Origin of the sequence: Phenylobacterium sp. (assembly GCF_016793285.1) — a bacterium.
In the GTDB taxonomy this organism is placed as follows: Bacteria; Pseudomonadota; Alphaproteobacteria; order Caulobacterales; family Caulobacteraceae; genus Phenylobacterium.
The window spans coordinates 1-24,305 of record NZ_JAEUMO010000011.1; the positions used below are offsets into that span (position 1 = coordinate 1).

The window sequence follows — 24,305 nt, forward strand, 5'->3', positions numbered from 1 at the left end:
GCGCTGAGCAGCTTCTCGTAGACCGGCGCGAAGGCCTTCGGGTCCTCGCGCCGCTTCTCCATCAGGGCGCGGACCAGCAGGTCGCCGAACGCATAGGCGTAGACGTAGAACGGCGCGTGGACGAAGTGGCTGATGTAGGCCCAGTAGTGGCGGTAGCCCTTGTCCAGCCGCACGGCCGGCCCGAGGCTCTCGCTCATCATCTGCATCCAGAGCGCGCCGATCTCGTCGGCCGAGAGTTCGCCCTGCTGGCGCGCCGTGTGGAAACGCGTCTCGAAGCGATGGAAGGCGATCTGGCGGATGACGGTGTTGATGCCGTCCTCGATCTTGCCCGCGAGAAGCCCGCGCCGCTCGCCCTTCGACGCCTCGGCCAGCAGCTTCTCGAACACCAGACCTTCGCCGAAGATCGAAGCGGTCTCGGCCAGCGTCAGCGGCGTGTCGGCCAGGAGCGTGCCCAGCGGCCTGCACATCGTCTGGTGGATGGCGTGGCCCAGCTCATGGGCCAGGGTCAGCACGTCGCGCCGCTCGCCCATGTAGTTCAGGAAGACATACGGATGCCGCTCGGCCGTGACCGAGTGGGAGTAGGCGCCCATCTGCTTGCCCGGCCGCGGCCTGGCGTCGATCCAGGGCTGGGCGAAGAAGGTGCGCGCCGTGTCGGCGAACTGCGGCGCCAGGGCCTCGAAGCTGTCGAGCACGATGCCCTTGGCCTCGTCCCAGGCGTAGAGACGCGGCTGGGCGCTGTCGAGCGGGCTGTTGCGGTCCCAGTGGTCGAGGTGCGTGCGCCCCATCGCCCTCGCCTTGAGCGCGTAGTACCGGTGGCTGACCGGCTCGTAGGCGTCGACCACCGCCGCCTCCAGAGCCCCGACGGCCTCGGCGTCGACCTCGTTGGCGAGGTGGCGGCTGGCGGCCGGGGTCGCGAACTTTCGCCAGCGGTCTTCGACCTGCTTCTCGAAGGCCAGGGTGTTGAGCGACAGCGCGAGCTGCGGCGCACGCCCCCCCAGCGCCTTGGCCAGCGCCGCCGCGGCCGCCTTGCGGACCTCGGCGTCGGGCCCCGACATGCGGTTCAGGAGGTCGTTGAGCGTCAGCGTCTCGCCGCCGACGCGCGCGGTCATCCTGGCCAGCGTCTCGTCGGTGAGACGGCCCCAGTTGGCGACGGCGGGCGCCTTGTCCAGCAGCAGCTTCTCGAGGTCGGCCGAGAGTTCGTGCGGGCGGCCGGCGCGCACGCGCCGCAGCCAGGGCCGCCAGCGCTGGGCCGACTTGTTGGCCTTCAGCGCCATCTCCAGCTCGTCGTCCTCCAGCCGGTTGATCTCCAGCGTGAAGAACAGGCTGAGCGAAGCGATGTGGGCCGATCGCGTGCGCAGGTCGCTCTCGAACTTCGACCAGGCCGGGTCGTCGCGGGCCACCGAGGCCGACAGCGCGGCGAAGGCGCCCACGGTCCACATGGCGTTGGTGGCGCCCTCGTAGAGTTCGATGCCGCGGTCGATGATGCCGCCCAGCTCGGCCGGCCGCGCGCGCGTGGCGATCAGGCGGCCTTCGAGCCGCGCCAGTTCGCGATTGAGCTGCTCGGCGCGATCCATGTCGGCCGCGATCCGCGGGTCCTCGCGACCGGCGTAGAGGTCGTCCAGCCGCCAGACAGGCAGCGTATCGGTCTTGAAGGGCGCATTCATGGGGAAGGTGTACTCCCGAGCAGGCGGCCGGCCAACGCGAACGGGACAGCATAACGCTGTGACGCGGCGGCAAGTGCGCGCTCACGATCACCCCCTGAACGTCATGCTCAGAGTTTCTGGGTCGCCAGCAGGATCGAGGTTTCGGTGGCGGCGATGCCTTCGATCTGGCGGATGCGGTCGAGGGCGCCGCTGAAGTCGGCGAGGGTGGCCACGTCGAGGTCGACGACGAGGTCCCAGCGGCCGTTCGTGGTGTGGATGGCGGCGACCTCGGGCAGGCCCCTGAGCGCGCGCACGACGGCGCCGGAGCGTTCGCCCTCGATGGCGATGGTCATCACCGCGCGGACGCGGCCCGCGTCGATGTCGGGGCGGGTCTTGACGGTGAAGCCCTGGATCAGGCCGTCGCGGACGAGGCGGTCGATGCGGTTCTGGACGGTGCCGCGCGAAACCTTCAGCGCCGCGGCGAGCGCGGCGGCGGGCTTGCGCGAGTCGGCGCGCAGCAGGGCGATCAACTGGCGGTCAAGTGCATCCATCGGATCGTCAATCCATCCTGATGAAACGTCAGTTCACCTGGCGAATTGTAGCAGCTTGCACGCTTTTCGCTAGCGAGCTCGGCGCGCAGCCTGCGGGGGATCACCGCCGCAGGAGCGCGCATGGACCGCCCGTTCTTCCTGATGACCGACCCCGCCTGCTTCGACGTGAGCTACCGGATCAATCCCTGGATGAAACCCGAGGCGTGGGGCGCCGCCGACGCGGCCGCGGCATCGGCAGCCTCCCGCAGCCTGCGGACCGCGCTGGAGGCGGCGGGCGCGCATGTCGAGACCGTGGGCGCCGTGCGCGGCCTGCCCGACCTGGTGTTCCCGGCCAACGCGGCGGTCGTGCTGGACGGCAAGGTGCTGCTGGCGCGCTTCCGCCACCCGGAACGGCAGGGCGAGGAGCCGGTGTTCCGCGCGGCGTTCCAGAAGCTGAAGGCCCGCGGCGTGGTGGACGAACTGATCGACCTGCCCGAGGGCCTGTTCCACGAAGGCGCGGGCGACGCGATCTGGGACGCCGAGCGGCGGCTCTTCTGGTGCGGCTACGGCCCGCGCTCGTCGAAGGGCGCCGTGGCGGTGGTGAAGCGCGCGTTCGGCCAGGAGACGGTGGCGCTGGAGCTGGCCACCGAGCGATTCTACCACCTCGACACCTGCTTCTGCCCGCTGGCCGGGGGCAAGGTGCTCTATTACCCGCCCGCGTTCACCCCGGCGGCGCTGGCGGCGATCCACGCGCGCGTGGCCGAGCACGACCGGATCGAGGCGAGCGACGCGGAGGCCGCCGCGTTCTGCGTCAACGCCGTGAACCTCGGCGCGCAGATCGTCATGGCCCGCGCGCCGCAGAGCCTGCGCGGCAAGCTGACGGCCCGCGACTACAGGCTCGCCGAGGTCGACCTCGACCCGTTCATCCTTTCGGGCGGCGGCGCCTACTGCATGACGCTGCGGCTGGACCGGACCACGCGCGACGCCGCCCTGCGCTACGCGGCCGAATAGGAGAGTCCTCCGAAGGGAGTTTCAGCATGAACGACATCGCCATCCGCAGCCTGAGCGACCGCTACATCGACGTCGAGACGCAGTTCGGCGCGAAGAACTACAAGCCCCTGGACGTGGTGCTGACCCGCGGCGAAGGGGTCCACGTCTGGGACGTGGACGGCAACCGCTACCTCGACTGCCTGTCGGCCTATTCGGCGGTGAACCAGGGGCACTGTCACCCGAAGATCCTGGCGGCGATGGTGGAGCAGGCCGGGCGGCTGACGCTGACGTCGCGGGCCTTCCGCAACGACCAGCTCGCGCCGTTCTACGAGGAACTCTGCGCGCTCACGAACAGCCACAAGGTGCTGCCGATGAATTCGGGCGCCGAGGCGGTGGAGACCGCGATCAAGGTGGCGCGCAAGTGGGGCTACGAGGTGAAGGGCGTGCCGGAGGGGCGCGCCGAGATCGTCGTGGCCTCCGAGAACTTCCACGGGCGCACCGTGGCCATCGTCGGCTTCTCCAGCGACCCCGGCTCGCGCGGCGGCTTCGGCCCGTTCGCGCCCGGCTTCCGCACCGTGCCGTTCGGCGACGCGGACGCGCTGGAGGCCGCGATCGGACCCGACACGGTCGCCTTCCTGGTGGAGCCGATCCAGGGCGAGGCGGGCGTGATCGTCCCGCCGGCCGGCTACCTGAAGCGCGTGCGCGAACTCTGCACCCGCCACGACGTCATCCTCATCCTGGACGAGATCCAGACGGGCCTGGGGCGCACCGGCAAGCTGCTGGCCGAGGCGCACGAGGGGATCGAGGCGGACCTAACGCTGATCGGCAAGGCGCTGTCGGGCGGGTTCTATCCGGTCTCGGCCGTGCTTTCGAACAGCGAGGTCATGAGCGTGCTGCACCCCGGCGAGCACGGCTCGACCTTCGGCGGAAACCCGCTGGCCTGCGCGGTGGCGCGCGCGGCGCTCAGGGTGCTGACCGAGGAGGGCATGATCGAGAACGCAGCCCGCGTGGGCGCGCGGTTGCAGGCCGGCCTCGCCGCCGTGGCGACCCCGCGCGTGAAGGAGGTCCGCGGCCGCGGCCTGATGATCGCCGTCGAACTGCACCCCGACGCCGGCGGTGCGCGCCGGGTCTGCGAGGCGCTGCAGGCGCGAGGCCTCCTGGCCAAGGAGACCCACGACCACACCATCCGCATCGCGCCGCCGCTGATCCTCACCGACCAGCAGGCCGACTGGATCACCGACCAGTTCGCGGCCGTACTTTAGAGGCCGCGAAGCGGCGCCTGCCGATTCAAGTAACCGCGGAAAACGCGGAATAGCGCGGAAGGCGTCGGCGCTGATTCCGCGTCCTTCCGCGTATTCCGCGGTTCCCAAACGATCGAGCCTCCGCTTGCGCGGAGGCTCGAAGGTTAGTCCCGCCCGATGGGCGTCGCCGGGGCGGCCTTGGCGCCGGACTCGGCGAGCTTCGCGGCGGCCTGGGCCTCGGTGATGACGTAGGCGCGGATGTCCTCGGCGTCCTGCGGGCTCAGGAAGCGGCTGAAGCTGGCCATGCCGCGCGCGGCGCTGGCGCCGTCGATCACCACGCCCTTCCAGTTGGCCTCCGTCTGCAGCATCGGCGAGCGCTTCAGGTCGGGCAGCCAGGCGCCCGAGGCGTTCGGCCCGTGGCAGACCTGGCAGTTCTGGTGGAAGAGCGCGAAGCCGTGCTTCACGTCGCCCTTGGAGGTGACGCCGGCGAGCTGGAACGGCGGCTGGGCCGGGGCCGGGAAGGCCGGGGCCGTCGCCTTGCCGCCCAGCCGGAACACCAGCAGGCGGCCCGGCAGCCGCGAACGGACCGGCATCGAGGCCGGGGCCGAGATCTGGCCGCCGCCGCCGGTGCCGACCATGACGGCCACGTACTGCTCGCCGCCCAGCTCGTAGGTCATCGGCGCGGCGATGATCCCGTTGCCGGTCTTGAAGCCCCAGAGCTTGCCGCCCTTGGCCGCATCGTAGGCCGCGAGTTCGCCCTCGGCGTTGCCCTGGAAGACGAGGCCGCCCGCCGTTGAGAGCACGCCCGCGTTCCAGAAGAACGGATGGTCGACCGTCCAGACGGCCTTCTGCTGCACAGGGTCCCACGCGACCAGGCTGCCCTTGACGAGGGCCATGGTGGCCTTGAGCGTCGCCTCGTCGGTGGGGAGCGCGTTGGCCAGGAAGTCGACGCCGACGTTCCACGCGCCCGACCGGTACGAGAAGGCCTTGTCGTCGGTGTAGGCGAACGGGGTGACGTTGGTCGGGATGTAAACGAGGCCGGTCCTGGCGTTGTAGGCCATCGGCTGCCAGTTGTGCGCGCCGAGCGGGCCCGGCACCTGCATCACCATCGCCTTCTCGTAGCGGGCGGCCGGGTTCTCGATCGGGCGTCCGGTCTTCATGTCGACGCCGGTGGCCCAGGTGATGTTGGCGTAGGGCCTGGCCGAGATCAGTTGGCCGTTGGCGCGGTCGATCACGTAGAAGAAGCCGTTCTTCGGCGCCTGCATCAGCACCTTGCGCGGCGCGCCTGCGATGTTCAGGTCGGCCAGCATGATCTGCTGGGTGGCGGTGTAGTCCCAGCTCTCGCCCGGGGTGGTCTGGTAGTGCCAGACGTACTCGCCCGTGTCGGCGTTGAGGGCCACGATGGACGACAGGAAGAGGTTGTCGCCCTTGCCGCCCGAGCGGCGCTGGTGGTTCCACGGGTTGCCGTTGCCGACCCCGATGTAGACCATGTTCAGCGCCGGATCGTAGACGATGGAATCCCAGACGGTGCCGCCGCCGCCGGTTTCCTTCCACTCGCCGTCGGACCAGGTGGCCGCGGCCTTTTCCCTGAACACCTTGTCCGAGGCCGCGCCGTCGGGCGCGCCGGTCGGGTTGGGCACGGTGTAGAATCGCCAGGCGAGCTTGCCGGTGGCGGCGTCATAGGCGCTGACGTAGCCGCGCACGCCGTATTCGGCGCCGCCGTTGCCGATCAGCACCTTGTCCTTCACCACCCGCGGGGCGCCGGTGATGGTGTAGGGCCTGGACTTGTCGGTGGTCTGCTGTTCCCAGGCGACGGCGCCCGTCTTGGCGTCGAGCGCGATCAGGCGGCCGTCGATCGTGCCGACGTAGACCTTGCCCTTCCAGATGGCGACGCCGCGGTTGACCACGTCGCAGCAGGCGTCGAAGCCCTTCGCGCCCTCGACCTTGGGGTCGAACTTCCAGAGCTGCTTGCCGGTCTTGGCGTCGAAGGCGAACACCTTGGACCAGGCGGTCGAGGTGTAGAGCACCCCGTCGACCATCAGCGGCGTCGCTTCCTGGCCGCGGTCGGTGTCGAACTCGGCGAACCAGGCGAGACCCAGGTCCTTGACGTTGCCGGCGTTGACCTTGTCGAGCGGGCTGAAGCGCTGCTCGTTGTAGTCCTTGCCGTAGCTCAGCCACTCGCCGTTGCCGGCGGCGGCGGTGAGGCGCTTGTCGTCGACATTGCCCGGCGGCTTGTTGCAGGCGGCCACGGTCGCGGCCAGTGCGAGCGCAAGGCCCAAGCGGATCAACTTCATGACGCCCTCCCAGCAGCCGATTTCTTGCAAATGATCGGCGTTCAGTGAGCGCACTATGCCCCTGGCCGCGCGGCGGGCAAGCGTGTCGCTGCGGAACACCCCGTCGGGCCGCGGCGCCATGGGCGGCCGGACAAGCCCGGCCATGACGTCCGGAGATCGCTAGACGACGGCGCCCATCGACGAACGCACGCCCGACGGCGCGGGCCGCAGTCTCGAATAGGCCATGGCCAGCCGGTCCACGACGTCGGTCAGCACGTCGGGCGCGAGCGTGTAGGGCAGCCGGACGAACCGCTCGAAGGCGCCGTCCACGCCGAAGCGGGGGCCGGCGGCGAGCCGCACGCCGAACCGCTCGGAGGTGGCCGCGAGCGCGCTCGACACCGAGGCCGGCAGTTCGGCCCACAGGCAGAGCCCGCCGGGCGGCGAGGCCACCTTCCAGTCGGGCAGCACGCGGCGGACTTCGCCGATCAGGTGGTCGCGGCGCGTCCGCAACAGGTCGCGGCGGGCGGCGAGCCCGTCCTCGTCGGTGGTCAGGAGGTGGGCGGCGGCGAGCTGTTCGACCAGCGGGCAGCCGAGGTCGATGGAGACCCGACGCGGGGCCAGCGCCTGGATGGTCTGGGCGTCGGCGCGGATCCAGCCCAGGCGCAGGCCGCCCCAGAAGCTCTTGCCCGTGGAGCCCACGCGCACCAGCCCCTCGGCCGGCTCGTCGAAGGCGTAGGGCGCGATCGGCGCGTCGAGCCAGAGGTCCACCAGGGTCTCGTCGAGGATGACGACCGTCCGCGTCTGGGCCGCGGCGCGGGCGATGGCGGCGCGGGTCTCGGGACTCATCCAGCGGCCGGTCGGGTTGTGGAAGTCGCCGATGAAGTAGGCGAGACGCGGGCCGGCCTGGCGGAAGGCGGCGGCCACGCCCTCGACGTCCCAGCCCCGGTCGGGCAGGCCGACGGGCGTGGGCCGGCACGAGGCCCGCTGGATCGCGTCGATGGCGTGCGGGTAGGTCGGGTGGTCGATGACCACGCGGTCGCCGGGGCCGCAGTGCAGGCGGATCATCAGCGCCAGCGCGTGCTGGGCGCCCGAGGTGACCATGATCTGCTCGGGCGTCGTGGGCAGGCCGCGGCGGGTGTAGCGCTCGGCCAGCACCTCGCGCAGGACGCCCAGGCCGATCGCGCCGTAGCCGTGGTTGGGCAGGTGGGCGGGCAGCGCCTGGATCGCCGCGGCGAAGGCGGCGTGGACGGCGTCGGCGGCCGGCGGGGCGGCCGAGGCCATGTCGATCAGGCCGTCGCCCTCGGAGCCCGCGATCAGGCCGCCGCCCCGCGCGCCCGGGCCGGAGGGCAGCCGCGTGCGGGCGCCCGCGCCCTGGCGGCGCTCCAGGAACCCGTCGTCGCGCAGGCGCGCCATGGCGGCGGTGACGGTCGTGCGGCTGACCTCCAGCCCCGAGGCCAGTTCGCGCTCGCCGGGCAGCACCACGTCCAGCGGCAGGCGGCCGTCGAGGATCAGCAGCCGCAGGCCGTCCGCCAACTGGCGGTAGGCGGGACCGGCGCCGCCCTCGCCGCGCCAGGCGCCGAGGAGGCGCGTGACGGAAGCGGGGCCGATGCGTCTCATGCGGCCAGCTTCGCAGAACTGGCTCCGATTTACAGGTCCACTTTGCAGCATCTGGCCAGGCCAATGCCGGCGCGGCGCGGCGCGGGCGACGTCCGCGCGGGCGCGGCGGGACCTCTCGCCGCGGTGTCGCGGCCCCGTGTTCAGGTTTCGGAAACCCAGACGGTTAACCCCCGCACAGGGTCTGCGAAACGCCGCCTTTACTCTTCCCCTGTACCAAACGGGGACAAGAACAAGGCCTCGCCAGAACGGCGAGCGTCCAGTCCGGTGGGTGTTTTCATATGGCCAAAACGGTCCTGGTCGTCGATGACGATCCTACCCAGCGCCGCCTGATCCAGGCGGTCCTCGAGCGCGACGGATTCGCCGTCGCCCACGCCCAGAGCGGCGACGAAGCGATCCAGCACCTGACCTCCGGCGCGTCCGTCGACGTGGTGCTACTCGACCTCGTGATGCCGGGCATCTCGGGGCAGGACACGCTGAAGGAAATGCGCGCCCGCGGCTTCAACCTGCCGGTGATCGTGCTGACCGCCACGGGCGGGATCGACACCGTGGTTTCGGCCATGCAGGCGGGCGCCAGCGACTTCTTCGTGAAGCCGGCCAGTCCCGAGCGCATCACCGTCTCGATCCGCAACGCGCTCTCGATGGGCTCGCTGAAGAGCGAGGTCGAGCGCCTCAAGAAGCACTCGACCGGCCGCACCACCTTCAACGACCTGATCGGCGACTCGCCGGCCATGACCATGGTCAAGCGGCTGGGCGAGCGGGCGGCCAAGTCGTCGATTCCGATCCTGATCACGGGCGAGAGCGGCGTCGGCAAGGAAGTGATCGCGCGCGCCGTGCATGGCAGCTCCGAGCGCGCCGGCAAGCCCTTCGTCGCCGTGAACTGCGGCGCCATCCCCGAGAACCTCGTGGAGTCGATCCTGTTCGGCCACGAGAAGGGCAGCTTCACCGGCGCCACCGACAAGCACCTGGGCAAGTTCCAGGAAGCCAACGGCGGCACCCTGTTCCTCGACGAGGTCGGCGAGCTGCCGCTCGACATGCAGGTCAAGCTGCTGCGCGCCCTGCAGGAGAGCGAGATCGACCCGATCGGCTCGAAGCGCTCGATCAAGGTCGACGTCCGCATCGTCTCGGCGACCAACCGCGACCTGTCGAACGCGGTCGGCGAGGGCCGCTTCCGCGAGGACCTCTACTACCGGCTGAACGTGTTCCCGATCGAGGCGCCCTCCCTGCGCGAGCGGCGCGAGGACGTGCCGGCGCTGGTCGACTGCTTCGTGCGCCGCTTCAACGTCGAGGAAGGCAAGTCGGTCGTGGCCGCCGCGCCCGAGACGCTGGCGTTCCTCACCGCCTACGACTGGCCGGGCAACGTCCGCCAGCTCGAGAACGCGGTCTACCGCGCCATCGTGCTCGCCGACGCGCCTTACCTGCAGCCGCACGACTTCCCGGCCATCTCGGGCGTCGCCGCCCCGCCGCCGGAGTACACGCCCGCGCCGATGCCGGCGCCTGCGATGGCCGCCGCGCCCGGCGCCGCCCCCGGCCAGGACCAGCCGGTCCGCGTCCTCGACGGCCGCGGCCACCTGCGGACGCTGGAAGAGGTCGAGCACGACATGATCAGGCTCGCCATCGAAGTCTACGCCGGCCACATGAGCGAGGTGGCGCGCCGCCTCGGCATCGGCCGCTCCACCCTCTACCGCAAGGTCCGCGAGCAGGGCCTCGAACAGCTCGTGAAGGGCGGCGCTCCGGAAGAAGCGGACGCGGAAGCGGCCTAGCCGCCGCGGGACCCGTGAACGCGTGAGAACGAGGAGGCCCGCGGCGGCGACGCTCGCGGGCCTTCTGCTGTCGACAGGACGACGTTCGGGGGGCGGGCTACCGGTCGGCCGCGCCGGCCTTGAGCGCGGCGTAGTGGGCCGGGCGCTGGGCGCGGTCGGCCTCCATCAGGGCCGGGATCTGCGCCAGGGTGTCCTCGGCCTCGCCGCGGGTCTGCGGGTCTGCGTTCGGGTTGGCGGCGGCCGAGATCAGCCAGGTCTTGGCCGCGGCGAAGTCGCGCGGCAGGGCGTAGCCGATCATGTAGGCGCGGGCGAGCTCCAGTTGGGCGTCGGCGCGGTCCTTCAGCGCCTCGGCGCGGACGCCGGCGAGGTGGCTGCGCGCGGCGGCCAGGCTGTCGCCGCCGGTGCGCGGCATCACGATGGTGACCGACAGCGCGCGGCCTTCCTTCGGCGGCTCGGCGTCGGCCAGCAGGATGGTCGCAGGGCCGCCGGGCGCCTCGCCGAACCCGAACGGCTCGACGTGCAGGTGCGGTCCCTGGGCCCCGTGGCGGCCCTTGGGCATGTAGCGGGCGAAGGGGGCGCCGGCCGCGCGCAGCCGGTCGGCCGCCTCCGAGGGCTTCATGCCGTCGACGACGACGTCGTAGGCGCCCGGCGCATCGGGTCGCCCCATCGAGTGCTTCGAGATCCCGCCCGGGCGGACCGTCTTGGCGCCCTCGGCGCGAAGCTGCGCCTCGCGCGCGGCGGTGCGGTAGCCGCCGGTGAGGCGCCACGCGCCCTGGCCGAACACCTGGTCCATGACGGCGGCGAGCTTCGTCTCGGTGAACGCCTCCGCGCGCGCCGAGCCGGCAAGCAGGCTCAGGCAGACGCCGGCGAGCGCGGCCCCGGCCGTGGCGGCCGAACGTATGGAATGCGATCGTGACACGCGGCCAGTAGGCCCGATCGCGGCCAAGACATCGTGAAGGGGGATGGTTACCCGTCTCTTGCGGCGCGGCGCTCCCGCCTCCGCGAACGTCATCCCGCGGACAAGCCGCGGGATGACGTTCTGGAGGGGCGGCGCTACTCCTCGATCTTCCGGCGGAACGGCTTCCGGTGGAGGCCCTTTTTCTCGCCCCCCTTTCCTGGACCTAGGGCCTTGGCGGCGATCTCCTTGAGCTTCACCGTCTGCATGATCGAGAGCGCCTCGCCCGCCGCGCCCTTCTCGGGGTCGCCGAAGGCGCGGCCGTAGGTCTTCACGCGGTCGGAGACTTCGGTCAGGAACTCGCCCTCCCAGTCGGAGAGCTTCACGCCGGCCTTGTCGGCCGTGCGGCGGGCGCGTTTCAGAGCATTGAGGGCGGCCCGCTTGGCCGCCGCCTTTCGCGCCTCGAAGGGCGAAACCGGCGGCTTCTTCCTCAGATTTCGCCGATCGCGGACAGATAGAGGTCGAGGATGGCCTCTTCCTCCTGGCGCTTGGCGCGGTCCTGCTTGCGGATGCGGATCACCTTGTTGATGATCTTGACGTCGAAGCCGTTGCCCTTGGCCTCGGCCTTCACTTCCTTGATCTGCTCCGAGATCTCGGCCTTCTCCTGCTCGAGGCGCTCGATGCGCTCGATGATGCTCTTGAGCTGTCCCTGCGCGGTGGCGTTCAGGATGTCGGGGTGTGCGGAAGCGTCGTCGGCCATGGGAAGGCTCTAGGCGAGAAGGACGCCCGACGCAAAGCCGCGCCCGCGAGTTATCCCCGTTTTCCCCGTCGCGGCGCCGGTGAACCTTCGCCGCACGCCGCCCGTTGAAACGCGCATCGGCGAGACGGAGGATGCGATGGGCGACGGAACGCGGGCGAAGCCCACCGAGGAGGAGGCGCTGGCGGCCGTCCGCACCCTGATCCAGTGGGCCGGCGACGATCCCGACCGCGAGGGCCTGCTGGACACGCCCCGGCGGGTCATCAAGTCGTACCGCGAACTCTTCGCCGGCTACGAGGCGGACCCGCGCGACTATCTGGAGCGCACCTTCGAGGAGGTGGCCGGCTACGACGAACTGGTGATCCTGAAGGACATCCGGGTGGTGAGCTTCTGCGAGCACCACATGCTGCCGTTCCTGGGCAAGGCGCATGTGGGCTACCTGCCGAGCGACCGGGTGGTGGGCATCTCGAAGCTGGCCCGGGTGGTCCACGGCTTTGCGCGGCGGCTTCAGATCCAGGAGAAGCTGACCGCCGAGATCGCCGAGGCGATCCAGGACATCCTGAAGCCCAAGGGCGTGGGCGTCGTCATCGTCTCCGAGCATAGCTGCATGACGATGCGCGGGGTCAACACGCCCGGCTCGCGGCTGACCACCTCGAGCCTGCTGGGCGAGGTGCGCGACGACCCGCGCACGCGCCAGGAATTCTTCGACCTGGTCCGCAGCGACGCCTGACGGGCGCACTCCGTCGACGAGGCCGGCGACCAGGGGAAGCCGACAAAAAGATCCCCCTGCCGGGGAGACAGGGGGTTCAGGTCAATCCCAGCCCAGAGGAGAGAGTCTAGGCGAGGGTCTCGCTGGCGCGGCGGCGGCGGAGCATGACGCCCGCCGCCATGAAGCCGCCGATCATCAGGGCCCAGGTGGCCGGCTCCGGCACGCCCGCGGCGAAGCTGCCGGCGGCGGTGTCGACCTCGAACGAGTTGCCCGACGACGACAGGACGACCTTGCTCACGTTGTAGCCGCCGAAGTCGAAGTTCACGCGCTTGCCCCAGCCCCAGGACTGGTTGGTGTCGCCCTGGAACATGTCGGCGCCCGAGAGGACCTCGTGGAAGCCGTTGGCGCCGAAGAACTCGATGCGGTTGTAGGTGTCGGGCGACCCCATGAAGAGGCTGAAGCTCGACATCAGGCGCAGCGACTCGAAGGTGGCCGTCGCGGCGCCGGGGATCGTCAGGTAGTGCGTGCCGTCGTTCGGCAGCGTGCCCGAATAGCCGCTGCAGCCTTCGCACACGCCGACCGTCGAGCCGTCCAGCGACAGCGTGACGCCATCGACGAACACCTCGGTCGGATTGTTGGCGTCGTCGAAGCTGGCGATCAGCTCCTGGCCGGCGGGGATGACGAACGGCTCGCCCTGGTTCGAGAGGGTCACGTTCACCGCGGCGGCGGCGGGCGTGGCCATCGCGACGACGGCGGCGGCGGCGAGGAGAGCGCGGAGGCGGGTCATGGCGATCTGGATCCGTGTCTGTGTCGGTTTGGGACGAAGGAAGTCGTGTTCGTCCCCCACATGGCACAGCGCGTGCCAACATCGCGTTTACGCAGGGCCCGGGCGCAGGGACGCGCCGGCCGCCCCGTTTTGGGTAACGACGTGATGCGACGCGCCGGCGGCCGTCAGAGGAGGCCGCGGGCCTCCAGGGCGGGACGGAGCGCCGCCGGGTCGGTGAAGTGCAGGGTGTCGAAGCCCATCGCGCGGGCCGCCGCGATGTTCCTCTCGCTGTCGTCGACGAAGAAGAAGTCGGACGGCGCGAGGCCGAAGCGCTCGCAGCAGAGGCGGTAGATGGCCGGATCGGGCTTCATGACGCCCTCGAAGCCCGACGCCACGATGCCCGACAGGCGGCCGAACGCCGGGCTCATGGCCAGCGTCGAGTCCAGCGTCTCGTGGCTGATGTTGGACAGGCCGTACTGGGCCACGCCGCGGGCGTGCAGCGCCTCGATGGCGGCCTCGGTCTCGGCGATGGGGCCCGAGAACATCTCGCCCCAGCGCTCATGCCAGGCGCGGATGTGCGGTTCGTGGTGCGGATGCGCCTCGACCAGCGCCGCGACGTTGTCGGCGAAGGTCACGCCGCAGTCGGTGGGCGCGTGCCAGGAGAGCGTGCAGACGGTCGCGAGGAACCGCTCGCACTCGGCGGCGTCGGGGAAGATCTTGTCGTAGAGCGTGCGCGGGTTCCAGCGCACGATGACGTTGCCGAAGTCCCAGAGAACGGCCTTCGGCATCGGACGCTGCGGGCTTAGCCCTGCTTGGCCTTGAAGCGCGGGTCGGTCTTGTTGATGACGTAGACCCGGCCCTTGCGGCGCACGAGCTTGCAGTCGCGGTGACGCGTCTTGAGCGACTTGAGCGAGCTTCTGACCTTCATGGACCCAAATCTCAGCGGGCCGGGAAGTCCGGCCGGTGGCGAACAGAGCGCGCGCATATACGGGGCGGGTCTGGCCAAGTCAACCTGCGGGGCCCGCTGACGCCGAAGTGATTGGGCGTCCCACCGACGCACCCTAGATTCGGCCGGATGACCTTTCGCCTGCCCCTGATGCTGCTGCTCGCCGGCTGCGCCACGCCGATGGCGCCCAGCGCCTCGACACCGGTGGCGGCGTCCGTTGCGGCCGAGGTGGGCGCCGCGGCGCCCGTGCAGGCGACCATCCAGCCGCCGACCGCGTCGGGCGACCAGATCTTCGACGCGTGGGCCTCGGACTTCGAGGCGCGCGCGATGGCCGCGGGCGTCGACCCGGCCGTGTTCCGCCGCGAGATGGCCGGCCTGACGCCCGATCCGCGCGTGGCGGGCGCCGACTCGCGCCAGCCGGAGTTCTCAAAGCCGATCGGCGACTACCTGAGGGGCGTGGTGACGGCCGACCGGGTCGCCATCGGCCAGCGCTACCACGCCTCGATGCCGGCCTGGGCCGCAATCGAGCAGCGCTACGGCGTGCCGCGCGACATCCTGCTGGGCGTCTGGGCGCTGGAGAGCGGCTTCGGCTCGATCCAGGGCGACTACGACACCCTGCGCTCGCTCTCGACGCTGGCCGCGCAGGGCCGCCGCCGCGGCTGGGCCGAAGGCGAGATCGTGGCGATCTTCAAGATCATCCAGTCGGGCGAGCAGCCGCGGGCGCGCCTGCGCGGCTCATGGGCCGGCGCGATGGGGCAGACGCAGTTCATCCCGTCGACCTTCCTCGCCACCGCGGTCGACCAGGACGGCGACGGCCGGCGTGACATCTGGGGCTCCAGCGCCGACAGCCTGGCGTCGGCCGCCAACCTGCTCGCCAAGGCCGGCTGGGCGCGAGGGCAGAGCTGGGCGCGCGAGGTCAGCGTGCCGGCGGGCTTCGACTACAGCGTGACCGAGGGGCCAAGGCTGACGCCCGCCGAATGGGCGGCGCGGGGCGTGCGGCCCGCCGACGGGCGGCCGTGGGCCGAGGCCGACGCGACGGCCCCGGCACAGCTCGTCGCGCCGGCAGGGTCGAACGGGCCGCTGTTCCTCCTGTTCCCCAACCATTTCGCGCTGCGCCAGTACAACAACAGCCTGTCGTATGCCCTGGGCGTGGGCCTGCTGGCCGACCGCTTCGCAGGCGCGCCGCCGCTGGCCCGGGCATGGCCGCAGGAGACGCCGTTGTCGCTGGTCGACCGCATGACGGCGCAGCGGGCGCTGAACGCGCTCGGCTTCGACGCGGGCCAGCCGGACGGCGTGGTCGGCATGGGCACGCGAAAGGCGCTGCGGACCTGGCAGAAGGCCCGCGGCTTCACCGCCGACGGCTACCTCTCGGGGGATATGGTCCAGCGCCTGAAGACCGAGGCCGCGGCCTCGATGCCGGCCACTTAACGCCGCTCATCCCCGCGCATGCGGGGATGAGCGGGCGTTCTGGGTCCCCGCATGCGCGGGGATGAGCGGGCGTGGGGGGTCTAGCGGACCGTCTCCGCCTCCAGGGACGGCACCGTCTGCTTGAGGCGGCCGCCGATGCGGATGGGTTCGAGGCGGCGGGCGAGGCCGGTGGCGGGGTCGGTCTCGACGAAGACGCCGCAGACGGTGGCCGGGCCCTCGGCGGGCTTGTAGCGGCCGCCCGAGATGCGGGTGGTGAAGCGCCGCAGCGGCTCTTCCTTCTGGTTGCCGATGACGCTGTCGTAGTCGGCGCAGGCGCCGGCGTCGGTCTGGTAGGCGGTGCCGCCGGGCAGGATCTGGGCGTCGGCGGTGGGGACATGGCTGTGGGTGCCGACCACCAGGCTGGCGCGGCCGTCGCAGAAGTGGCCCATCGCCATCTTCTCCGAGGTGGCCTCGGCGTGGATGTCGACGACGATGGCGTCGGCGACCGCGCCCAGCGGGCAGGCTTCCAGTTCCTTGTCGACGGCCGCGAACGGGTCATCGAGGGCGTCCATGAAGACGCGGCCCAGGAGGTTCATCACCAGGATCTGCTTGCCGCCCTGGGTCTCGAACAGTTGCGCGCCGCGGCCCGGGGCGGCGGCGAAGGCGGGATAGTTGAGCGGGCGGATCAGGCGAGGCTCGCGGACGATGTAGGTCAGCGCCTCCTTCTGGTCCCACGAGTGGTTGCCCAGCGTCAGGCAGTCGGCGCCGGCGTCGAACAGGTCCCGGGCCGTGGCCTCGGTGATGCCGAAGCCGGCGGCGGCGTTCTCGGCGTTGACGATGACGAACTCGAGATCGAGCGCCCGGCGCAGGCCCGGCAGGTGCTCGGCCAAGCCCTCCCGGCCCGACCGGCCGACGATGTCCCCGAAGAAAGCGAACCTCATCGCCCCTCTCTAGCTCACCTGGATGTAGCCGGTCTCGGTGAGAATGGCGTCCAGCCGCTCGTCGTGCGCCTCCATGGGCACATCCGCCAGCTCCTGCCCGGCGTAGGCCACGCCGACGACCGTGACGGGCCTGCGCGCCCGCAGGCCGGCGATGGTGCGGTCATAGCAGCCCGCGCCCTGCCCCAGCCGTCCGCCGCGGCGGTCGAAGGCCAGCACGGGCGTGAAGACGATGTCGGGCGCGACCTCGGGCGCGGTCCCCGTCGGCGCGAGGATGCCGAAGGCGTCGGCGACGAGCGGGTCGCCCGGCGCATAGCGGCGGAAGACCAGGGCGGCGTTGCGGGCCAGGGCCACCGGGAGCGCGACCTCGCCGGACAGCCGGATCCCGCGCGGATCGATCTCGGAGCCGATGGGGTGGTAGAGGCCGTAGGCCGCGGCGGCCCGGAGTGCCTTCGGGACGTAGTCCGCGAGGCGCAGCGCCGCGTCAGGCGCCTCGGCGGCGAGCCGGCGCCGCGCGACCCGCATGCGGGACCGGAGTTGGTCTTTCGAGATCACCACTCCCTATAACCCAGGAGGACGGGTGGCGGCGCCGCGGAGACCGTGAAGGACTGTTCAATTCCCTCGACCTGGATAGACCAGGTGGGCGCCGTGTTGCCTGAGACCACGATCCCAGGCAGGGACAGCTCCCGATGAGTGAATTAAGGTCGCTGGAATTTGGTTGCCTTCGACGCGAGCCGCAGCAGACCCGCCGGGTCCCAAGGTAGGGCCGCGCGACGCCAGTCTCAAGCACCGCGGGGAGAACAATGAGGTCGCAGGACGTGCAGGCGGTGCTGGACCGTGCCGTGGCGGATGGCGTCGCACCGGGGCTGACGGCGGCGGTGCTGCACGCCGATGGTCGCGAGAGCCTCTATGCCGCAGGCGCTCGCGGCATCGCCGACCCGACGCCGATGTCGGCCGACGACGTCTTCTGGATCGCCTCCTGCACCAAGGCCATCACCTCGGCGGCGGCGCTCCAGCTCGTCGAGCGCGGCGTGCTCGACCTCGACGCGCCGGTGGGCGCGCGGCTGCCCGGCCTCGCGCAGCCGCAGGTCCTGGAGGGCTTCGACGCCGACGGGACGCCACGCCTGCGGCCCGCGCGCAGGCCGATCACGCTCAGGACCCTGCTCACCCACACCTCGGGCCTGGCCTACGACTTCTTCAGCGCCGACCTGACCCGCTACTACGCGCACACGGGCGGGAACCTGATGACGAGCGCGCCGACCGCGCCCGTGCTGGCCTTCGACCCCGGCGACGGCTGGCAGTACGGGATCAGCACCGACGCCGCCGGCTGGCTGATCGAGCAGGCCACCGGCCAGACCCTCGACGCCTATGTGGCCGAGCACATCACCGGGCCGCTCGGCATGGTCGACACCGCCTTCGTCGCCCCGCCGGAGCTGGAGGCGCGGGCGGTCGGCATGCATGCCCGCGGGCCGGACGGCGCGATGGGGCCGGCCCCGGCCTTCCCCGCTTCGCCGCTCTACTACGGCGGCGGCGGCCTGCGCTCGACGGCGCCCGACTACCTGAAGTTCCTGCGCGCGGTGATCGCGGCGGACGGCGCCGGCGTGCTGGGCGCGAGGGCGCGGGCCTGGCTGCACACGGCCGACAGTCCGATGGCGGCGGGCGCGCTGAAGACCGCCGCGCCGCCGCTGAGCTGCGACTTCGACCCGATGCCGGGCTCGCCCAAGACCTGGACGCTGGGCTTCCTGCGCAACGAGGCCGACATCGAAGGCGCCCGCCGCGCCGGGAGCCTGGCCTGGGGCGGCCTCGCCAACTGCTACTACTGGGCCGACCCGGCGAGCGGCGTGGCCGGCGTGCTCTTCGCCCAGTTCCTGCCGTTCGGCGATCCCGCGATGCTGGGCGCGTTCGAGGCGTTCGAGCGGGCGGTCTACGCAGGCTGACCCTTCCGCCGGGGACGCTCAGGCCCTAAGTGTGCGGCCCGCTTCAGGTTAGAACCCCGCAAGTGACCATCACGGCCGACACCGAAGTCTCCCTCGCCCGCCGGGCCAACGACCTGGCTCGCGACCTGACGCGCGCCGAGCCCAGGATCTACTGGACCGACCTCGCGGCGACCGCGGCCGTCACCTGGCTGAGCTTCTTCGTGGCGGTCACCGCGACGTCCGCCGCGTGGACGCTGGTGGCCGGGGCCGTCGCCGTGCTCGCCCTCTACCGCGGCATCAGCTTCATCCACGAACTCACCCACCTGCGCCGCGACGACATACCGGGGTTCCACTTCGCCTGGAACGCCGTGATCGGCGTGCCCTGGCTGACGCCGTCGCTGCTCTACGAGGGCGTCCACATCCTGCACCACGCCAAGGACCGCTACGGCACGGCGCGCGACCCGGAGTACCACCCGCTGGCGCGCCGCCCGCTGCACGAGCTGGCGGTGTTCCTGGGGATCGCCCTGCTGGCGCCGGTCGCCACGCTGCTGCGCTTCGGGGTGCTGGCGCCGCTGGGCTTCGTGGTCCCGGCCGTGCGCCGTTTCGCGATCGCCAGGGCGTCGGGGATGGTGATCAACCCGCACTTCAGCCGTGACGACTTCGATCGCGCGAACAGCCCCGCGTGGCTGGCGCAGGAGATCTGCGCCTGGCTGTGGTGCTGGGCCGTCGTCGGCCTGACCGTCGCCGGTATCCTGCCCGTCCGCGTGCTTGCGACGGCCGTCGTGGTCTTCAGCCTGATGACCTTCCTGAACCAACTGCGCACCGCCGTCGCCCACCGCTGGGAAAACGACGGCGAGGTGATGGCGCCGCTGGACCAGTTCCTGGACTCGGTGAACGTGCCCCCGCCCGCCCTGCTGCCGTTCCTCTGGGCGCCGGTGGGCCTGCGCTACCACGCGCTCCACCACCTGATGCCGCGGCTGCCCTATCACAACCTGGGCCACGCGCACCGCCGGCTGGTCGAGGCCCTGCCGGCCGACCACGACTACCGCCGCGCCGAAGAGCCCGAGCTGGTCCCGGCGCTGGGACGGCTGATCGCCCGGATGCGGCGGCAGCGGTAGCGCTACCCGCTGTCAGCGGCGGTCGGGCCGGAACAGGGCTTCCAGGCCCACGATCACCTCGTCGACCACGTCGGTCTGGCCGCGGACCGTGTCGCCGAGGGTGGCCGCGCCGTGCGAGGCGGCCCAGACGGCGAGCGTGATCTGCTCCAGCGGCGGGTTGACGCGCGCCTGCGCGGCCGCCACGTCGCCGACGATCCCGTGGAGGCTCGCGAGCGCCGCCGCGCGCGCCTCGGCCACCGGCGCGAGGCCGGCGACCTCGGGATCGAACATCAGCGCGAAGAGGGCGGGCTCCCGGCGGGCGAAGTGGAAGTAGCCCGTCGCCCAGGCGCGCAGCCTCTGGCCCTGGCCCGCCGCGTCGTCGGCCGCCTCCAGCTCGCGCTTCAGCTCCTTGAACCCGCCGGCCGCCAGTTCGCCCAGCAGTTCGGTCTTGCTCTCGTAGTGGTGGTACATCGAGGCCGCCGTGATCCCGGCCCGCGACGCCAGCGCGCGCAGGTGCAGCGGCTGGCCCTCCTCGAGCATGCCCCGCGCCTCGCGCAGCAGCCGCCCGCGAAGATCGCCCACATGATATTTCCGGCCCGCCTCCATGGGCGGATCATAGGCCACGCGAAGGCGTGCAGGCGCAACCGTCCGATCGTTCGCGTCGAGGTTCAGGGCGCCCGGACGAAGCCGCCCTTGTCGAGCTCGACCGCCTTGCTCGCGAGCGCCTGGATGATGAGCGCGGTCTCGCGCGCCGCATCGCCGAGGTCGTCGAGAAGCAGGACACCGGCATGGGCCGCGCCATCCCGATGCACCAGGACGCCGATGTCGTGGTCCTTGGTCAGGAAGATGCGCCCGTCGCGACGCGCCTCGGCGAGCAGCGCTTCGTCTCCCGGATCGACCGGGCGTTCTGCGGAGTAGACGACGTCATGGCCCGCGGCGCGCAGGATCGCCACGGCAGGAGCCACGATGTTGGTGTCGGCGAACAGGCGCACCTACTCCGCCGCGAGGCCCGCGACCTGGTCTGTCAGACGCGCCGCGTACAGCAGGCACGCGTCGATGTCGGCGGCCTCCAGCACCGGATAGGCGTCGAGCACCGCCTCGCGCGTCGCCCCCGCCGCCAGCATGGTCAGCACCATCGAGGGCGTGATCCGCCGGCCACGAATGACCGGCTTTCCGCCCATCTTGCCGGGCTCGGCCACAATCCGTGCAAGGAGGTCGCTGGCGTCCATGACCGACAGCATACCATTCCGCGCGCCGACGAGGGAGAGAGCGCCCGGACGAGCCTAGTTCCGGGCCGGGATCACCACCGGGAGCGTTTCGTAGCCCTTCACGAACACCGAGTGGGTGCGCAGCGGCTCGCGGACCAGGCGGATCTCGGGGAAGCGCTTCAGGATCTCTTCCCAGATGATGCAGAGCTGCAGCTCGGCCAGGCGGTTGCCCACGCAGCGGTGGATGCCGAAGCCGAACGACAGGTGGTTGCGCACCCGCTCGCGCTCGATGTCGTAGGCGTTGGGGTTGGCGATCTGGTCCTCGTCGCGGTTGCCCGAGACGTACCACATCACCACGCGGTCGCCGGCCTTGATGGTCTTGCCGTGCATCTCGAAGTCCTGGGTCGCCGTCCGCGCCATGTGCGCCAGCGGCGTCTGCCAGCGGATGGTCTCGCTCACCATGGCCGGGATCAGGCCCGGGTTGGCACGCAGCTTCGCGTACTGGTCCGGGTGCTTGTTCAGCGCATAGACCGAGCCCGAGATCGTGTTCCGGGTCGTGTCGTTGCCGCCGATGATGAGGAGCACGACGTTCGAGTGGTAGTCGTGGACGTTGAGGTTCCGGGTGGCCTCGGCGTGAGCCATCATCGAGATCAGGTCGAACTTCGGCGGGGCGTTCACCCGCGCGGCCCACAGCTCGTCGAAGGCGCCGAAGCACGCGTCGGCCTGCTCGCGCTTGTGCTCCCAGCTCTTGGCGGGCCCGAAGCCGGGGGCGTTGGTGAACATGTCCGACCAGAAGGTCAGCTCGCGGCGCCTGGCCTGCGGATAGTCGAAGAGCGTGGCCAGCGTCATCGCCGTCAGCTCCTTGGAGACCATATCGACCCAGTCGAACTCCTCGCCGATCGGCAGGCCGTCCAGGATCTTGCCGGCTTCCTCGCGGATGATCGGGCTCATGGCCTGCAGGTTCGCCGGCGCCACGGCCGGCGACACGGTCTTGCGCTGCACGTCGTGGCCGGGCGGGTCCATGGCGATGAAGCTGTTGCCGCGCGGGCGCTTGTCGGCCTCGGCCTTGCCCTCCAGCGTCTGCAGCACGATGCCGTCGGCCGACGAGAACACCTCGTGGTTCGTGTCGATGGCCATGATGTCCTGGTAGCGGGTGACCGACCAGAAGCCGTCGTATTCGTCGCCGCGCGGCGTCCAGTGGACGGGCGATTCCTTCCTCAGGCGCTCGAACAGCGCCCAGTGCGCATCGTTCACGAAGAGGTCGGTCTGCGCGGGGTTCAGCGCCTCCAGCGGCAGGTTGGCGGCCTCGGCCGCCGCGGCCGCACGGAAATCGACGGAGCCGTCGTCCATGATGTTCCTCCCCGGAACTCTGCGGCCGCTTCGGGCCCTTGCCGTCATGGCGCCGATCCAAACGCCGTTCGGCAAGGCGTTTTCGGCGCGACTTGATCTCGTGGCGAAACGTCGGTTGAAGCAGTCTCAGCAGGCGCCGCTTCCCCTGCGGAAGTTGACGCCAGTGTCACTTTTGGGCATCGAACACAGCATGAGCCAGGCCAAGGTGGTCATCGTGGGCGCGGGCCACGCCGGAGGGACGGCGGCGGCGCTGCTGCGCCAGTACGGCCACGAGGGCCCGATCGCGCTGATCGGCGACGAGCCGATCGCGCCCTACCAGCGGCCGCCGCTCAGCAAGGCGTGGCTGAAGGGCGAGGCCGACGCCGACTCCCTGGCCCTGAAGCCCACCGAATTCTACGCCGAGGCCGACATCGACTTCCGGCCCGGCGCCACCGCCACCGCCATCGACCGCGCCGCGAGGACCGTGACCCTCTCCGACGGGTCGGTGCTGCCCTACGACCACCTGATCCTGGCCACCGGCGCCCGCGCCATCGCGCTCCCGATCGAGGGCAAGGACCTCGACGGCATCCTCTTCCTGCGCACCGCCGCGCACGCCGAGGCGCTGAAGGCCGCGGTCGGCCCCGGCAAGAAGCTGGCCGTCGTGGGCGGCGGCTACATCGGCCTGGAGGTCGCCGCCTCGGGCCGGGCGCTGGGCGCCGACGTCGTGGTGCTGGAGCGCGAGCCGCGCATCCTGGCCCGCGTCGCCTGCCAGGCGCTCTCCGACTTCTTCACCGGCTACCACGAGAAGCACGGCGTGACGTTCGAGCTGGGCGCCAGCGTCACCGGCTTCGTCGGCGAAGCGGGCAAGGTCACCGGCGTGAAGCTGGCCGATGGCCGCACCATCGCCTGCGACGCCGTCGTCGTCGGCGTCGGCGCCCACCCCAACGACGAGCTGGCCAAGGACGCGGGGCTCGAATGCGCCCGCGGCGTCGTGGTCGACCTCGACGCGCGCAGCGTCACCGACCCGGCCGTCTTCGCGATCGGCGACGTCGCCCACCGGCCGATGCCGATCTACGACCGCATGTTCCGCATGGAGAGCGTGCCCAACGCGCTCGAGCAGGCCAAGCAGGCGGCCAGCGCCATCGCCGGGCGTCCGCGGCCTGCGGGCGAGTGCCCCTGGCAGTGGTCGGACCAGTTCGACCTGAAGCTCCAGATCGCCGGCTACGCCTTCGACGTCGACGAGATCCTGATCCGGGGCGACCCGGCCACCGCGAAGTTCGCCGTCTTCCACCTGAAGGGCGACCTGGTGCAGTCCGTCGAGGCGATCAACGCCCCGCCGGAATTCATGATGGGGAAAACCCTCATCCTCGGCCGCAAGCCCGTGAACAAGGCGAAGCTTGCGGACCCGTCCGTTTCCATGAAAGAGGTCGCCGCCTAACCGCGGCGTGACGAGGGGCGTATGGCCAAGATCACCTACATCGAGCACGACGGCACGGAACACGCGATCGACGTGAAGAACGGCCTTTCCGTCATGGAAGGCGCCGTGAAGAACAACATCCCGGGCATCGACGCCGACTGCGGCGGCGCCTGCGCCTGCGCCACCTGCCACGTCTACGTGAAGGACGAATGGCTCGAGAAGACCGGCGTCCGCTCGGCCATGGAGGAGTCGATGCTCGACTTCGCCGAAGGCGTGCAGGACAACAGCCGCCTCTCCTGCCAGATCAAGGTCAGCGACGAGCTGGACGGCCTGATCGTGACGATGCCCGAGAGCCAGCACTAGGCCATTCGGCGCTCGGGTCGGTCCGGGGTCGGGAAGCCGAAGGTCTGTTCGCAGGCCCCTTGCGCGTCCGCGCAGGGAGCGATGCGTCGTGGACACCCGCCGCGCCTCGTCCGATAGACTGAGGCCATGTCCCTGCTTCTCAACATCCTCTGGTTCATTCTCGGCGGGTTCGTGTCGGGCGCCGCCTGGATCCTCGCCGGCGTGATCCTGGCCATCACCATCGTCGGCCTGCCCTGGACGCCGGCGGCGTTCCGCATGGCCGGCTTCAGTTGCTGGCCGTTCGGCCGCGTGGTGGTCGACCGCGACGCGGGCGCGGCCAGCCTGCTGCTGAACATCCTGTGGTTCGTGCTGGCCGGCTGGTGGCTCGCCCTGCAGCACATCCTGCTCGCCGCCGCGCTGGCGGTGACCATCATCGGCATCCCGTTCGCCTGGCAGCACGTCAAGCTGGCGGCGCTGGCGCTCAGCCCCGTGGGCAAGGCGGTCGTCCCGGCATAGCCGCCCCG

At 71.1% G+C, this 24,305-nt stretch carries 26 protein-coding genes and 1 other RNA gene; 10 read left to right on the top strand and 17 right to left on the bottom strand.

Annotated elements, in window-relative coordinates:
- Together JNL41_RS01400 and JNL41_RS01405 are read right to left on the bottom strand one after the other, a co-directional pair.
- The coding region (locus tag JNL41_RS01400) for a M3 family oligoendopeptidase (protein ID WP_293472467.1) at positions 1-1,664 on the bottom strand (1,664 nt) is incomplete at its 3' end.
- A 107-nt stretch (positions 1,665-1,771) separates the two neighbouring features.
- Positions 1,772-2,194 (bottom strand): Lrp/AsnC family transcriptional regulator, encoded by a 423-nt coding sequence (locus tag JNL41_RS01405; RefSeq protein WP_293472469.1) that lies wholly within the window; start codon positions 2,192-2,194, stop codon positions 1,772-1,774.
- Positions 2,195-2,314: 120 nt separating this feature from the next.
- Between JNL41_RS01405 and JNL41_RS01410 the strand changes: the two genes are divergently transcribed.
- Together JNL41_RS01410 and rocD are read left to right on the top strand one after the other, a co-directional pair.
- Positions 2,315-3,184 carry an arginine deiminase-related protein gene (locus tag JNL41_RS01410; protein ID WP_293472471.1) on the top strand — a complete coding sequence of 290 codons (870 nt, stop codon included), beginning with the start codon at positions 2,315-2,317 and terminating at the stop codon, positions 3,182-3,184.
- Between the two features lie 26 nt (positions 3,185-3,210).
- On the top strand, positions 3,211-4,425 hold the full coding sequence (gene rocD / locus JNL41_RS01415; RefSeq protein ID WP_293472473.1) for an ornithine--oxo-acid transaminase: 1,215 nt from the start codon (positions 3,211-3,213) through the stop codon (positions 4,423-4,425).
- 143 nt (positions 4,426-4,568) lie between these two features.
- Here the strand turns inward: rocD and JNL41_RS01420 are convergent, their stop codons facing one another.
- The gene (locus JNL41_RS01420; RefSeq protein ID WP_293472475.1) at positions 4,569-6,698 is read right to left on the bottom strand and encodes a PQQ-dependent dehydrogenase, methanol/ethanol family; all 2,130 of its coding nucleotides are present in this window, start codon (positions 6,696-6,698) and stop codon (positions 4,569-4,571) included.
- A gap of 159 nt (positions 6,699-6,857) precedes the next feature.
- Positions 6,858-8,294, bottom strand: a complete 1,437-nt coding sequence (locus tag JNL41_RS01425; RefSeq protein ID WP_293472477.1) for a PLP-dependent aminotransferase family protein — start codon at positions 8,292-8,294, stop codon at positions 6,858-6,860.
- 278 nt (positions 8,295-8,572) lie between these two features.
- Here JNL41_RS01425 and JNL41_RS01430 point away from each other — a divergent pair, with 278 nt between their 5' ends.
- On the top strand, positions 8,573-10,054 hold the full coding sequence (locus JNL41_RS01430; protein ID WP_293472478.1) for a sigma-54 dependent transcriptional regulator: 1,482 nt from the start codon (positions 8,573-8,575) through the stop codon (positions 10,052-10,054).
- Positions 10,055-10,151: 97 nt separating this feature from the next.
- On the opposite strand, the gene JNL41_RS01435 is transcribed toward JNL41_RS01430, so the two are convergent.
- From JNL41_RS01435 to JNL41_RS01445, 3 genes are all read right to left on the bottom strand, one after another.
- Positions 10,152-10,973 (bottom strand): hypothetical protein, encoded by an 822-nt coding sequence (locus JNL41_RS01435; RefSeq protein WP_293472480.1) that lies wholly within the window; start codon positions 10,971-10,973, stop codon positions 10,152-10,154.
- A gap of 134 nt (positions 10,974-11,107) precedes the next feature.
- Positions 11,108-11,443, bottom strand: coding sequence for a hypothetical protein (locus JNL41_RS01440; RefSeq protein ID WP_293472510.1), 336 nt, complete (start codon positions 11,441-11,443; stop codon positions 11,108-11,110).
- A complete protein-coding gene (locus JNL41_RS01445) occupies positions 11,440-11,709 on the bottom strand; it encodes a DUF2312 domain-containing protein (RefSeq protein WP_293472482.1) in 270 nt (89 codons plus the stop codon). Before JNL41_RS01445 ends, JNL41_RS01440 begins: the two co-directional genes overlap by 4 nt.
- A 136-nt stretch (positions 11,710-11,845) precedes the next feature.
- On the opposite strand from JNL41_RS01445, the gene folE reads away from it, so the two are divergent.
- Positions 11,846-12,436: a GTP cyclohydrolase I FolE gene (folE, locus tag JNL41_RS01450; protein WP_293472484.1), complete on the top strand. Its 591-nt coding sequence runs from the start codon at positions 11,846-11,848 to the stop codon at positions 12,434-12,436.
- 106 nt (positions 12,437-12,542) lie between these two features.
- Here folE and JNL41_RS01455 read toward each other — a convergent pair whose 3' ends face one another.
- From JNL41_RS01455 to ykgO, 3 genes are all read right to left on the bottom strand, one after another.
- The gene (locus JNL41_RS01455) at positions 12,543-13,202 is read right to left on the bottom strand and encodes a PEPxxWA-CTERM sorting domain-containing protein (protein WP_293472486.1); all 660 of its coding nucleotides are present in this window, start codon (positions 13,200-13,202) and stop codon (positions 12,543-12,545) included.
- A 164-nt stretch (positions 13,203-13,366) separates the two neighbouring features.
- On the bottom strand, positions 13,367-13,969 hold the full coding sequence (locus tag JNL41_RS01460) for an HAD family phosphatase (protein WP_293472488.1): 603 nt from the start codon (positions 13,967-13,969) through the stop codon (positions 13,367-13,369).
- A gap of 14 nt (positions 13,970-13,983) precedes the next feature.
- Positions 13,984-14,109, bottom strand: a complete 126-nt coding sequence (gene ykgO / locus JNL41_RS01465) for a type B 50S ribosomal protein L36 (protein WP_012523667.1) — start codon at positions 14,107-14,109, stop codon at positions 13,984-13,986.
- Positions 14,110-14,256: 147 nt separating this feature from the next.
- Between ykgO and JNL41_RS01470 the strand changes: the two genes are divergently transcribed.
- Positions 14,257-15,555, top strand: coding sequence for a lytic murein transglycosylase (locus JNL41_RS01470; RefSeq protein ID WP_293472490.1), 1,299 nt, complete (start codon positions 14,257-14,259; stop codon positions 15,553-15,555).
- Positions 15,556-15,635: 80 nt separating this feature from the next.
- Here JNL41_RS01470 and JNL41_RS01475 read toward each other — a convergent pair whose 3' ends face one another.
- The 3 genes from JNL41_RS01475 to ssrS all read right to left on the bottom strand — a co-directional run bounded on the left by JNL41_RS01475 (position 15,636) and on the right by ssrS (position 17,218).
- The gene (locus JNL41_RS01475; RefSeq protein WP_293472492.1) at positions 15,636-16,475 is read right to left on the bottom strand and encodes a TIGR00282 family metallophosphoesterase; all 840 of its coding nucleotides are present in this window, start codon (positions 16,473-16,475) and stop codon (positions 15,636-15,638) included.
- A 9-nt stretch (positions 16,476-16,484) separates the two neighbouring features.
- Positions 16,485-17,030: a 5-formyltetrahydrofolate cyclo-ligase gene (locus JNL41_RS01480; protein ID WP_365697714.1), complete on the bottom strand. Its 546-nt coding sequence runs from the start codon at positions 17,028-17,030 to the stop codon at positions 16,485-16,487.
- Between the two features lie 25 nt (positions 17,031-17,055).
- Positions 17,056-17,218, bottom strand: a non-coding RNA gene (ssrS, locus tag JNL41_RS01485) — 6S RNA.
- A gap of 57 nt (positions 17,219-17,275) precedes the next feature.
- Here ssrS and JNL41_RS01490 point away from each other — a divergent pair.
- A complete protein-coding gene (locus tag JNL41_RS01490; RefSeq protein WP_293472496.1) occupies positions 17,276-18,409 on the top strand; it encodes a serine hydrolase domain-containing protein in 1,134 nt (377 codons plus the stop codon).
- Between the two features lie 62 nt (positions 18,410-18,471).
- Positions 18,472-19,506, top strand: a complete 1,035-nt coding sequence (locus JNL41_RS01495) for a fatty acid desaturase (protein WP_293472498.1) — start codon at positions 18,472-18,474, stop codon at positions 19,504-19,506.
- Positions 19,507-19,518: 12 nt separating this feature from the next.
- Here JNL41_RS01495 and JNL41_RS01500 read toward each other — a convergent pair whose 3' ends face one another.
- The 4 genes from JNL41_RS01500 to JNL41_RS01515 form a co-directional block, all read right to left on the bottom strand.
- Positions 19,519-20,067, bottom strand: a complete 549-nt coding sequence (locus tag JNL41_RS01500) for a TetR/AcrR family transcriptional regulator (RefSeq protein ID WP_293472499.1) — start codon at positions 20,065-20,067, stop codon at positions 19,519-19,521.
- Positions 20,068-20,153: 86 nt separating this feature from the next.
- On the bottom strand, positions 20,154-20,477 hold the full coding sequence (locus tag JNL41_RS01505) for a DUF5615 family PIN-like protein (protein WP_293472500.1): 324 nt from the start codon (positions 20,475-20,477) through the stop codon (positions 20,154-20,156).
- Positions 20,478-20,714, bottom strand: coding sequence for a DUF433 domain-containing protein (locus JNL41_RS01510; RefSeq protein ID WP_293472501.1), 237 nt, complete (start codon positions 20,712-20,714; stop codon positions 20,478-20,480).
- A 54-nt stretch (positions 20,715-20,768) separates the two neighbouring features.
- Positions 20,769-22,043, bottom strand: coding sequence for a cytochrome P450 (locus JNL41_RS01515; protein ID WP_293472502.1), 1,275 nt, complete (start codon positions 22,041-22,043; stop codon positions 20,769-20,771).
- A 190-nt stretch (positions 22,044-22,233) separates the two neighbouring features.
- Here JNL41_RS01515 and JNL41_RS01520 point away from each other — a divergent pair, with 190 nt between their 5' ends.
- From JNL41_RS01520 to JNL41_RS01530, 3 genes are all read left to right on the top strand, one after another.
- Positions 22,234-23,460, top strand: coding sequence for an FAD-dependent oxidoreductase (locus JNL41_RS01520; RefSeq protein WP_293472503.1), 1,227 nt, complete (start codon positions 22,234-22,236; stop codon positions 23,458-23,460).
- Between the two features lie 21 nt (positions 23,461-23,481).
- Positions 23,482-23,802 (top strand): 2Fe-2S iron-sulfur cluster-binding protein, encoded by a 321-nt coding sequence (locus tag JNL41_RS01525; protein ID WP_293472504.1) that lies wholly within the window; start codon positions 23,482-23,484, stop codon positions 23,800-23,802.
- 126 nt (positions 23,803-23,928) lie between these two features.
- Positions 23,929-24,297, top strand: coding sequence for a YccF domain-containing protein (locus JNL41_RS01530; protein WP_293472505.1), 369 nt, complete (start codon positions 23,929-23,931; stop codon positions 24,295-24,297).
- Positions 24,298-24,305 lie beyond the last annotated feature (8 nt).

Bases quoted from the DNA above. Each gene is read 5' to 3' on its own strand.
- JNL41_RS01405 (WP_293472469.1), bottom strand. From the start codon at position 2,194: ATGGATGCACTTGACCGCCAGTTGATCGCCCTGCTGCGCGCCGACTCG.
- JNL41_RS01410 (WP_293472471.1), top strand. From the start codon at position 2,315: ATGGACCGCCCGTTCTTCCTGATGACCGACCCCGCCTGCTTCGACGTG.
- rocD (WP_293472473.1), top strand. From the start codon at position 3,211: ATGAACGACATCGCCATCCGCAGCCTGAGCGACCGCTACATCGACGTC.
- JNL41_RS01420 (WP_293472475.1), bottom strand. From the start codon at position 6,698: ATGAAGTTGATCCGCTTGGGCCTTGCGCTCGCACTGGCCGCGACCGTG.
- JNL41_RS01425 (WP_293472477.1), bottom strand. From the start codon at position 8,294: ATGAGACGCATCGGCCCCGCTTCCGTCACGCGCCTCCTCGGCGCCTGG.
- JNL41_RS01430 (WP_293472478.1), top strand. From the start codon at position 8,573: ATGGCCAAAACGGTCCTGGTCGTCGATGACGATCCTACCCAGCGCCGC.
- JNL41_RS01445 (WP_293472482.1), bottom strand. From the start codon at position 11,709: ATGGCCGACGACGCTTCCGCACACCCCGACATCCTGAACGCCACCGCG.
- folE (WP_293472484.1), top strand. From the start codon at position 11,846: ATGGGCGACGGAACGCGGGCGAAGCCCACCGAGGAGGAGGCGCTGGCG.
- JNL41_RS01455 (WP_293472486.1), bottom strand. From the start codon at position 13,202: ATGACCCGCCTCCGCGCTCTCCTCGCCGCCGCCGCCGTCGTCGCGATG.
- JNL41_RS01460 (WP_293472488.1), bottom strand. From the start codon at position 13,969: ATGCCGAAGGCCGTTCTCTGGGACTTCGGCAACGTCATCGTGCGCTGG.
- ykgO (WP_012523667.1), bottom strand. From the start codon at position 14,109: ATGAAGGTCAGAAGCTCGCTCAAGTCGCTCAAGACGCGTCACCGCGAC.
- JNL41_RS01470 (WP_293472490.1), top strand. From the start codon at position 14,257: ATGACCTTTCGCCTGCCCCTGATGCTGCTGCTCGCCGGCTGCGCCACG.
- JNL41_RS01475 (WP_293472492.1), bottom strand. From the start codon at position 16,475: ATGAGGTTCGCTTTCTTCGGGGACATCGTCGGCCGGTCGGGCCGGGAG.
- JNL41_RS01490 (WP_293472496.1), top strand. From the start codon at position 17,276: ATGAGGTCGCAGGACGTGCAGGCGGTGCTGGACCGTGCCGTGGCGGAT.
- JNL41_RS01510 (WP_293472501.1), bottom strand. From the start codon at position 20,714: ATGGACGCCAGCGACCTCCTTGCACGGATTGTGGCCGAGCCCGGCAAG.
- JNL41_RS01515 (WP_293472502.1), bottom strand. From the start codon at position 22,043: ATGGACGACGGCTCCGTCGATTTCCGTGCGGCCGCGGCGGCCGAGGCC.
- JNL41_RS01520 (WP_293472503.1), top strand. From the start codon at position 22,234: ATGAGCCAGGCCAAGGTGGTCATCGTGGGCGCGGGCCACGCCGGAGGG.
- JNL41_RS01525 (WP_293472504.1), top strand. From the start codon at position 23,482: ATGGCCAAGATCACCTACATCGAGCACGACGGCACGGAACACGCGATC.
- JNL41_RS01530 (WP_293472505.1), top strand. From the start codon at position 23,929: ATGTCCCTGCTTCTCAACATCCTCTGGTTCATTCTCGGCGGGTTCGTG.